Origin of the sequence: Kitasatospora sp. NPDC001539, assembly GCF_040298565.1 — a bacterium.
Taxonomy (GTDB): Bacteria; Actinomycetota; Actinomycetes; order Streptomycetales; family Streptomycetaceae; genus Kitasatospora.
The window spans coordinates 1-9,303 of record NZ_JBEPAK010000266.1 but is presented as its reverse complement, the minus strand read 5'-3'; the positions used below and the strand labels follow the sequence as shown (position 1 = coordinate 9,303).

Sequence of the window (9,303 nt, the reverse complement as noted above, 5' to 3'; positions counted from 1 at the left end):
CCCGGGCGGGGGAGCGGGCCGGTGGCCAGCACGGACTCGATGACGCCGAGATTGGGGCCGTAGCCGATCGAGTTGCGTTCCAGGAGCAGTCGGCCCCCACGCCCTTTCGGGCACTGGAACCTGAATCCAGCGCGTCTGCCTATTCCGCCACCCGCGCATCTGGGTGATGGGTTAAGCATAGACCATCCCCAGGGGTGCTTCTGACCACCGCCCGGTGGCGACGAGATGCCCCGGAGGAAGCCGGCACGGCAGGACGGCGCCAGGGCACCGGGACGCCGGGGCACCAGGGCACCAGGGCACCAGGGCACCAGGGCACCGACGACGCTGCCACCCGCGCCCGCCCCCGGGCCAGCGCTGCTGACCGATTGGAGTGACCGGCCCCGCGCCGGGCCCCGGCCCTGCTCGTTTCGGGCGTAGCTCGCCGCGCCGCCCGCCGCAGCCCTGTGCACGCTTGACCGGGGTCCGGAAGCCGAGCCCGGCGTCGGCTCCAGCGGCCCACCGCCCCAGGGCCCACCATCGCACCGACGGGAGCGCAGCATGACCAGGACCCCCGAACCCTTCGACGACGCCGCCGGGCCGCCGCCCCTGCCGGGCTGTGCCGAGGACCCGGCCGGTGCCCTGAAGCAGATGTTCGTGGACCTGACCCAGGGCGCCCGGACGGCTCGCGGCCAGGACCCGGTCAAGCGGCCGGTGTTCCTCAAGCCGCACGGCGTCGCCCGAGGCGCGCTCACCGTCGCCGAGGACCTGCCGGCGGACCTGCGCGTCGGCTTCCTGGAGGCCGCCCGCACCCGGCCGGGCGGCCTGGACGCGTGGGTGCGGTTCTCCAGCGACACGGTGCCGGGCAGCCCCGACCTGAGGACCACCCTCGGCATCGGCGTCAAGCTGTTCGGCGTGCCCGGCCAAAAGCTGCTGGAGGGGTACGCCGAGGCCGGCACCCAGGACCTGCTGCTGCAGAACCACGACGTCTTCTTCGTCGACACCGCCCAGGACATGTGCGAGTTCACCCGGGCCGGTGTCGTCGACGGCGATGTCGACCGGTACCTGGCGGCCCACCCCGTCACCGCCGAGATCCTGGCCGCGATGGCCGCGTTCGAGGCGAGCGCGCTGACCGCCGCGTACTGGAGCGTGCTGCCGTACGCCTTCGGGCCGGATCGCTTCGTCAAGTACAAGCTGGTACCCGCCGGTTGTGAGCCCGCCGACCCGGGCGCGACCCCGCCCGACGAGGACCCGGGCTACCTCGCCGCCGACCTCGCCCACCGGCTCGCGGCCGGCCCGGCCGCGTTCGACCTGATGCTCCAGTTCCGCACCGATGCCGAGGCGATGCCGCTGGACCGGGCGACGGTGCGGTGGGAGGAGTCCGCGAGCCCGCCCGTCCGGGTCGCCCGGCTGACCCTCCCGCAGCAGGACGTCTCCGCCCGGGGCCAGGCCGCGTACGGCGAGAACCTCGCCTTCAACCCCTGGCACTGCCTGGCCGAACACCGCCCGGTCGGCAGCATCTCCGACGCCCGCCGCACGGTCTACCCGGCCTCGGCCGAGCAGCGCCGCGACGTCAACGGCGTCCCCACGGCCGAGCCCGGCCCGGCCCGCCCGCAGCTCACCCCGCCGCCGGCCCGCGACACCCGGATCGTCCGGGCCGCCGTGCACCCGGCGATCGGCATCGCCCGGGTCGGCGACAGCACCATGGACGACTTCGTGCTCGCCCCCGAGGTCGACGACCCGCCGCCGCTGCCCGTCGGCAGCTACAAGGACGTCACCGGCGCCCTGAAGCGGCAGGCCGTGCGGTTCCGGGTGTACGGCTACAACGCCGCCGGCGAGCCGGTCGCCGAACTGACCGCCGACAACGCCGACCTGCGCTGGAAGGTGCACGTCGTCAACTCCAAGGCCGCCTGGTACCAGTTCCAGATCGCCCTGGACATCCCGGAGGCGGCCCAGGCCGACCCCAGCAACCTACGCAACCCCACCGTCCCCGCCGACCGGCGCAAGGACCTCCTGGTCATCGACCCCGGCCCCCGCTGGGTGCGCGGCCGCAACCGCTCCGGCCGGCCGGAGTACGCCTTCGACACCGGAACCTTCATGGGCGAGCCCGTCTACCTCGGCGAGCTGCGCACCGACGACAGCGGCCGGCTGGTCTTCCTCGGCGGCCGTGGCGCCTCCGCCTCGGCGGACGGCAAGCCCGCCGACACCTTCGCCAACAACGACGGCTGGCACGACGACGTCTCGGACGGCCCCGTCACCGCCGAAGTGAGCATCGGCGGACGCCCGATCCCGGTCGAACCCGCCTGGGTGGTCACCGCCCCGCCCAGCTACGCGCCCGAACTCACCTCCGTGCGCACCATGTACGACCTCGTCCGGGACGCCTTCGTCACCGAAGGCCGCCTCCCCGAGCCCGCCAAGGTGTCGTTCACCAGGGACGTCCTGCCGGTGCTACGTGCACTGTGCGAGCTGCAGTGGGTCAACAAGGGCCTGGCCGTCCAGTTCGGATTCGACGGGCGCGAGGACCTGCTCGCCCGACTCGACGACCTGTCGGATCCGTCCCCGGCGCGGCGGGAGTTGCGCCGCCAGGCCTGGCTGGCCGTCCGCGACTACGACCGCGACGGCATGTCCCCCGTGCCCTGGCCGGCGGTGTACGGCGACGCGATGAACATCCCGCCCCAGTCCGTGCGGCAGCACGTGACGCTCTCCGCACTCCAGCGCCGGCTGCTCCAGCGGTGGGCCGACGGGGACTTCACCGACGACTACGACCCGCACGCGACGCCACCCGCCACCCTGGACGACGTCCCGTTCGCCGACCGGCCCGCGACCCTCGACCGGGCGGCCCTGTCGTTCTGCCTCGCCGACGCCTTCCACCCCGGCTGCGAACTCACCTGGCCGATGCGGCACACCACGATGTACAGCGCCCCCTTCCGGATCCGCCCCCGCGACCCGGACAAGCCCGACCCCTCCTACGGCCCGACGCTCACCCCGGAACTGGCGCTCTCCTTCGACGGCCCGCTGTACGGCCAGGCGCCCGGCGACCTGACCCGGTGGATGGCGGTGCCGTGGCAGACCGACACCGCCAGCTGCCGGGCCGGTTACGAGTACGGCTCCGGTCTCGGCCCGTACGACCCGTACCTGCCCACCTTCTGGCCCGCGCGGGTGCCCAACCACGTGCTCGCGGAGGAGGACTACGAGGTGGTGCTGGACACCGCGCGGCCGCTCGCGGACCGCCTGGCGGCGTTCGGGAGGCGTCGGACCTGGCTGCGCTGGCTGCCCGCGCCGTACCTGGAGAACATCAACGCGATGGTGCGGGACTTCGGCAAGCTCGGCGTGGTCGAGCGCCGTCCGGGCCCCACGGACGATCCCCGGCTCCCGTCGGAGGTCCTGGTGGAGTCGGAGGTGACGTTCCCGCGCGAGCCCGCCCCGCCCGCCGGGCGCAGCCTGGTCACCGTGCACGTGGACGCCGGAGCCGACCCCGTCCTCGGAGCCGCTGCGCTGGCGAGCGCGGCCACCTTGGCGGAGGCCCCGGACGAGGAGGTCTCGGTCGGGTTCATCGACAAGGTCAAGCGCCTGCGGCCGCCCGGTCGGTGAGTGTGCTGTCGGCGGTCAGTCGAGCGGGAAGTCGCCGGCCTGCACACCGGAGAGGAAGGACTCCCAGGCCGAGGCGGGGAAGACCAGGACCGGGCCGTGGGGGTCCTTGGAGTCACGCACCGGGACGGCGCCGGGCAGGGATTCGAGGGCTACCTCGATGCAGTTGCCGCCATTGTCGCCGCTGTAGCTGCTCTTCCGCCACGCGGCCCCGGCGAGCTCTTTGCTCATCATCTCTGAAACCCTCCAGCGCATCGGCGAACAGCCGGAGCGAGTCACTCTCCGACAGGCATTCGGCACGGAGCTGATCATAGCGACGCTGGTGCTTGGCCACGGTCTCGGAAGCATCGCTCAGGTGCCCTTGGTCAAGGCTCTCCGAGTAGACCAAGCGTTGACCGTCCGGCAGCTCCAGCAACACCATAGCCGCGTTGATGACAAGCCGTCGGTGAGAGAACGGCGCTACTTGGATGACGATGTTCGGGAGCTGAGCCACGCGGAGCAGGTGCTCCATCTGGCACCGCATCACATCCGGTCCGCCCACCACCGTTCGAACGGCGCTCTCATCGAGAATGACGAGCAACAACGGCCCATCGGGCGCCAGGAAGCGCCTTTGCCGACTGAGTCGAGCCCGGGTCTGCTCTTCGACCTCGCCCGGGCTGCCCGCCGCATCGCCAGCCGCGAAGACTGCACGCGCGTACTGCGGGCACTGCAACAGGCCGTACATCACGCTGTCCTGGTACGTCCGCACCCCGATGGCGATCGCCTCCTGGTCCACATACTCCTCGAACCAGTCCGGGTGCTCGATCGACGCGTTCCAGTCGACCCGGCCGTACAACCGCTTCAACAGGTCGCCGGTGTTGAACAGCCGGTCGAGCGCCTCGACTTCCTCGAGGGACGGCTTGCGCCGACCGCTCTCGATCCGCGAGATCACCGTCCGGTCGCAGTGGAAGAGCTTGCCCACCTCTCCCTGCGTGAAGCCCGCCGCCTCACGCGCGTAGCGGATCTCCTCGCCGAACATGATCGCGGAGCTCGCCGTGGTCCCCCGCTTGCTCTTCCGGTGTGCCATCACTGCCCCCAGTTGTGCGCCACGCGTCCCGCACGCTGATTTGGCGTCACGGTACCTCTGCAGCCCCGATGATTGACACCAGAACGCAATCATCCGCATGCACAGCGTGATTGCGCGCGCCTGTCGCGCTCCCCCCTCCGCCCCCCGAGGAACTCCGCCATGCTCAGAACCCACCGCCCCCGCACGTTCGCCGCGCGCCTCGACTCCCGCACCGAGTCCACCCCCCTCGCCCGGCACCTCCTGCGCGCCTACCTGTCCGCCCTCCCCACCGGCCATCGCTACGCGGACATCGCCGAACTCCTCCTCGGCGAACTCTTCGCCAACGCCGTCCAGCACTCCGACGCCCCCACGGACCGCCTCATCGAAATCCGCTTCGCCCTCGTCGACGGCCGCCTCCGACTCGAAGTCCACGACGCCGGCACCGGCCGCCCCGCCCTCCGCCCCACCACCCCCACCGACGAGCACGGCCGCGGCCTCCTCCTGGTCAACGAACTCGCCGAACGCTGGGGCTGCTGCCCCCGCGCCGGTGGCGTCGGCAAGTTCGTCTGGGCCCTCGTCGCCCCCGCCCACCCCCTCCTCGCCGCGTGAAAGCACCCCCGATGAACCCGCACCTCGACACCCTCGCCCGCCGCGCCCTGGCCCACGGCTCCACCCCCGCCCAGGCCTACACCCTCCTCGCCCGCCGCACCGGCCGCCCGCTGCACGCCGCCCGCGCCGTCTGCCTTGCCCTCGGCATCCCCCTCGCCGAAGCCACCCGCCGGCTCAACGACTGCCACCGCGCGCTCCTCGCCCGCCCCCGCGCCGGCTCCGAAGCCGACACCGGCGAACTCCTCGAAGCCCTCGGCGTCTTCGACGTCCCCGCCACCCTCACCCCCACCGAACAGACCGTCGTCGAGCTCCTCCTCACCGCCGTCGACGCCATGGGCGGCATCCGCGCCGGCCACCAGCACGGCCTCGCCCGCTGGTTCACCACCGGCAACCTCACCACCGCCTACCTCTCCCTCACCGCCGCCCGTCCCCTCCCCCGCACCGGCGACCCCGCCCGCTACTGGACCACCCTCGTCACCGTCGGCGAGCTCCTCACCACCACCCCCGACCCCGACCCCCGCATCAAGCCCGCGCTCACCCACTGCCGCGCCCAGGCCGCCCCCCACACCCCGCCCCGCGCTCTGGAAGTCGACCCCGCCGATGCCCCGCGCACCTCCCGACCGTCCGGCCGATCGACCTGAGGATGCGGTGGCCAACCCGTTGGTGGTGGGGGAGACACCGCCGCCCGGGCGCTCAGGGCCCGGGCGGCGGCTCATGGGGTGGCCCCGCCCGCGAGGGGCGCGGCTGGGACGGCGGTCCTCAGGGCCGGATCACTGCGCGTTGCAGTCGGTGACCTGGCGGAAGCCGTCGTAGTGGTTGGGGCTGAAGTAGACCGCGCCGGTCTGCTGGACGCGGACGAGGCGGGCCGTGCCGCGCTGGGCGGGCTTGGGCCTGGTCGCGTAGCCCCGGGCGTCGTACTCCTGGTAGGTGCCCTGGGGAAGGCCGGCCCACTTCCCCTTGTCGGTGTAGCCGTTGTACCGGCCCCCGGTGTAGATCTCTCCGGCCGCCGGGAAGAGGTCGGTGGGCGGGTGCTTGTCGTTGTACGCGTGCCAGCCCGCGGTCTGGTTCCAGCCGATGAGGTTCCAGGTGTGGCAGCCGGTCTGGATCAGGACGCGCTCGCCGGCCGGGAACTTCGCGGTGTCCCAACCCGGGGTGAACACGGTGGCCGGTACCGCGGAGGCCGGTGGCGCCGTTGCGGCGACTCCGGCGGCCGCGAGCAGGAGCGCGGCGGCCGTACCGGCGGTCCGGCGGGTGATGGGGGTGAGCCTGGGGTTCATGCGCGTGCCTCCTTCGGTCGGCGCACGGACTGCAGCCTCGAAAAGGGCCTCGAAAGGGCCCGGCCTGGGGCGAAGGCGTTCGGCTGCTGCCCCCCATCGAGTGTCCACGGGCCGGTGGGAGGCGCCCGGCGTACCGGGCATTCGGGTGAAGTCCGGGTCGCGGGCAGTACCTGCCGCCGCCCCCGCTCCCGCCGGGGCGGCTGCCGGTTTATGCGTCGATCCCCAAGGAGCGGATCAGCTGCGCGAGTTCGGCGCGGAAGAGCTTGTCCGGTGCGGACGTCTGGGCGCGCAGGTGGCCGTAGACCTCCAGGGCGACCAGCCCGTGCAGGTGGCCCCAGATCCGCAGGGCCAGCGCCACTCCGGCCGGCGGCAGGGCGGGGAACGCCGGGCGGACCTTTTCGAGCAGGCCGGGGTCGAAGTCGTCCCAGTCGAACCCGTCGCCGTCCCCGCCCTCTTCGATCCCGCCCCGGGCGGCGTCGGCGCTGAACGTCCTGCGCACCTCGAACCGGCTCTGGACGTACTTCAGCCCCGCCGAACGGATCGGCCCCGGCGAGCGCACCGGCCGCTTCCGCGTCGGCGGGGACCAGCCCGTCCTGGATGCCGACGGCATGAGCCGGATCTCGGCGGAGGACGCCGCCGTCGCCCTGGTCGACGAGGCGGAGCTGCCGCGCTTCGTCCAGCGGCGCTTCACCGTCGGCTACTGAGCCTGACCCGGCACCGCGCGGGAGGTCGGCCCGCCCGACTTCCTGTGCGACCGACCGGTCCACCGCCCAGGCCGCCGCCCGGTTCACCGCCCGGGGGTGCCGCGCGCACCCCGGCAATCGCGACGCTCAACTCCGCTACGTACAGGGGAAGGTGGGGCTACTCTGGTCGGTATGGTTGCAAACTACAAAGAAGAAGTGGCCATGAACGATGCGGAGTTCGTCAGCGCCCCCGCCCTGATCCTCCGGTCCCTCTCCTCCGACCCCGCCCGACCGGCCCTCACCACCCCCGACGGCCTCCGCATCACCGCCGGCGAGTTCGCCGCCGCCACCTACCGGCTCGCGCACGAGCTGATCGCCCGGGGCGTCACCCGCGGCACGACCGTGTCGCTGCTCACCGGCAACACCGCCGAAGCGCTCAGCGCCCGCTACGCCGCCGGACTCGCGGGCGCCCGCGTGGTCAACCTCTACGACGGCATGAGCGCCCCGGTGCTCGCCGAGATCGTCACCAGTGTCGACACCGCCGTGCTCCTCGTGGACGCCGAACGGTACGCCGGTGCAACCGAGTTGCTCGCCCTGACCGATGTGCCCACCGTCCTCACGCTGGGGCCGGGACCGGAGGCCGTCAGCGCGGGCCCGAGCGGCACGGACGGGAGCGGCGCGGACGGGAGCGGCGCGGACGGAAACGGCGCGGACGGGAGCGGCACGGACGGAAACGGCACGGCCGCGATCGGCGAAGACGTGATCGCCGCCTCCGCCCACCGCCCCGCGGAAGCCCCGGCCGTCCGGGTCGGCCCCGACGACGACCTGAGCATCCGGCACACCGGCGGCACCACCGGCATCCCCAAGGGCATCCTCAGCCTGCACGGCCCCTACCGCAGCGCCTTCGACCTCCCGTACGGCCCGGAGAACGGCGGCGCGCCCCGCCTCCTCGCCGCCACCTCGCTCGCCCACCTCGCCGGTGTGGTGTCCGACCTGACGCTGTACCACGGCGGCTCGGTGGTCCTCCAGCGCTCCTTCGACCCCGGCGAGGTGCTGGCCGCCATCGAGCGCGAACGCATCACCGACCTCTGGGTCCTGCCGCCGCTGCTCTACCAGCTCCTGGACCACCCCGCGATCGCCCGCACCGACCTGTCCAGCCTGCGCCGGATCATGTACGGCGGCTGCGCCTCCTCCCCCACCCGCATCCGCGAGGCGCTCAAGGTCTTCGGACCCGTCCTGGTCGCCGCCTACGGCATGTCGGAGGCGCAGAACATCTCCGTCCTCACCCCGCAGGAGCACGACCGCGTCGGACGGGGCGGCCAGTTCTCCGTCGGCCGCCCGTTCCCCGGCATCGACGTGGTGATCCGCGCCGCCGACGGCAGCGAACTGCCCACCGGCGAACCCGGCGAGATCCACGTCCGCTCGGCGAACCTGATGGCCGGCTACTGGAAGCGGCCCGACCTCACCGCCGAGGTGCTGCGCGACGGCTGGCTGAACACCGGCGACATCGGCTACTTCGACGAGGACGGCTACCTCTACCTGGCCGACCGCCTCAAGGACAAGATCATCGTCGTCGGCGGGCACGTCTACCCCTCCGAACTGGAGGACCTCCTCCTCACCCACCCGGCGATCGCCCAGTGCGCCGTCTTCGGCGTCCGCGACGCCCAGGAGGCCGAGCACGTCCACGTCGCCGTCGTCCCGGCCCCGGGGCACCACCCCGAGCTGGAGGACCTCCGCACCTTCGTCACCGCCGAGAAGGGCCGGATCTACGCCCCGGCGGCCCTCCACCTGCTGCCGGAGATCCCCCTCACCTCCGTCGGCAAGCCCGACAAGAAGAAGCTCCGCGACACCCTCGCGGCTGGCTGACCCCACCCGCGGCGCTCCCCCTCACGGGCGGAAACACCCCGCCCAGGGCCCTCGATCCACAGGAAAGCCGCAGAATCCCGCCGGGATCACCACCGGACTTCACCCCACCGTGGGGTTTGGCTCAACGAACCCCGACCCGGCTGCCGAGAACGCAACGGGGGGTGGCGGCGCTGAGGGCCGCCACCCCACCCCTCACCGGGCCGCCGCGACCGGGCACAGGCCCCGCGCGGGCGAGGCCCGGACACGACGCCGGTGCGAC

The 9,303-nt window shown here is 73.0% G+C and carries 8 protein-coding genes; 4 read left to right on the top strand and 4 right to left on the bottom strand.

Translation table 11 applies throughout. The features are described from left to right. The first annotated feature begins 537 nt into the window (after window positions 1-537). The gene (locus ABT247_RS28560) at window positions 538-3,567 is read left to right on the top strand and encodes a LodA/GoxA family CTQ-dependent oxidase (RefSeq protein WP_350747976.1); all 3,030 of its coding nucleotides are present in this window, start codon (window positions 538-540) and stop codon (window positions 3,565-3,567) included. A 15-nt stretch (window positions 3,568-3,582) separates the two neighbouring features. Here ABT247_RS28560 and ABT247_RS28555 read toward each other — a convergent pair whose 3' ends face one another. Together ABT247_RS28555 and ABT247_RS28550 are read right to left on the bottom strand one after the other, a co-directional pair. Further along, window positions 3,583-3,726, bottom strand: a complete 144-nt coding sequence (locus tag ABT247_RS28555) for a DUF397 domain-containing protein (RefSeq protein WP_350747981.1) — start codon at window positions 3,724-3,726, stop codon at window positions 3,583-3,585. Then, complete coding sequence (locus tag ABT247_RS28550; protein ID WP_350747973.1) at window positions 3,680-4,582, bottom strand: helix-turn-helix domain-containing protein; 903 nt, start codon at window positions 4,580-4,582, stop codon at window positions 3,680-3,682. Before ABT247_RS28550 ends, ABT247_RS28555 begins: the two co-directional genes overlap by 47 nt. A gap of 207 nt (window positions 4,583-4,789) precedes the next feature. On the opposite strand from ABT247_RS28550, the gene ABT247_RS28545 reads away from it, so the two are divergent. Together ABT247_RS28545 and ABT247_RS28540 are read left to right on the top strand one after the other, a co-directional pair. Continuing rightward, window positions 4,790-5,218, top strand: a complete 429-nt coding sequence (locus tag ABT247_RS28545; protein WP_350747971.1) for an ATP-binding protein — start codon at window positions 4,790-4,792, stop codon at window positions 5,216-5,218. Next, on the top strand, window positions 5,215-5,859 hold the full coding sequence (locus ABT247_RS28540; RefSeq protein ID WP_350747968.1) for a hypothetical protein: 645 nt from the start codon (window positions 5,215-5,217) through the stop codon (window positions 5,857-5,859). Before ABT247_RS28545 ends, ABT247_RS28540 begins: the two co-directional genes overlap by 4 nt. 129 nt (window positions 5,860-5,988) lie before the next feature. On the opposite strand, the gene ABT247_RS28535 is transcribed toward ABT247_RS28540, so the two are convergent. Both ABT247_RS28535 and ABT247_RS28530 read right to left on the bottom strand, forming a co-directional pair. Continuing rightward, entirely contained in the window at window positions 5,989-6,495 is a 507-nt protein-coding gene (locus ABT247_RS28535) for a hypothetical protein (protein WP_350747966.1), read from the bottom strand. Between the two features lie 208 nt (window positions 6,496-6,703). Continuing rightward, window positions 6,704-7,054 carry a TetR-like C-terminal domain-containing protein gene (locus ABT247_RS28530; protein ID WP_502892516.1) on the bottom strand — a complete coding sequence of 117 codons (351 nt, stop codon included), beginning with the start codon at window positions 7,052-7,054 and terminating at the stop codon, window positions 6,704-6,706. 346 nt (window positions 7,055-7,400) lie between these two features. Between ABT247_RS28530 and ABT247_RS28520 the strand changes: the two genes are divergently transcribed. After that, complete coding sequence (locus ABT247_RS28520) at window positions 7,401-9,044, top strand: AMP-binding protein (RefSeq protein WP_350747963.1); 1,644 nt, start codon at window positions 7,401-7,403, stop codon at window positions 9,042-9,044. The last annotated feature ends 259 nt before the right edge of the window (window positions 9,045-9,303 follow it).

What these genes read in the sequence shown, in the direction of transcription:
- ABT247_RS28560 (WP_350747976.1), top strand. Translation starts at nt 538, where the DNA reads ATGACCAGGACCCCCGAACCCTTCGACGACGCCGCCGGGCCGCCGCCC.
- ABT247_RS28550 (WP_350747973.1), bottom strand. Translation starts at nt 4,582, where the DNA reads ATGTTCGGCGAGGAGATCCGCTACGCGCGTGAGGCGGCGGGCTTCACG.
- ABT247_RS28545 (WP_350747971.1), top strand. Translation starts at nt 4,790, where the DNA reads ATGCTCAGAACCCACCGCCCCCGCACGTTCGCCGCGCGCCTCGACTCC.
- ABT247_RS28535 (WP_350747966.1), bottom strand. Translation starts at nt 6,495, where the DNA reads ATGAACCCCAGGCTCACCCCCATCACCCGCCGGACCGCCGGTACGGCC.
- ABT247_RS28520 (WP_350747963.1), top strand. Translation starts at nt 7,401, where the DNA reads ATGAACGATGCGGAGTTCGTCAGCGCCCCCGCCCTGATCCTCCGGTCC.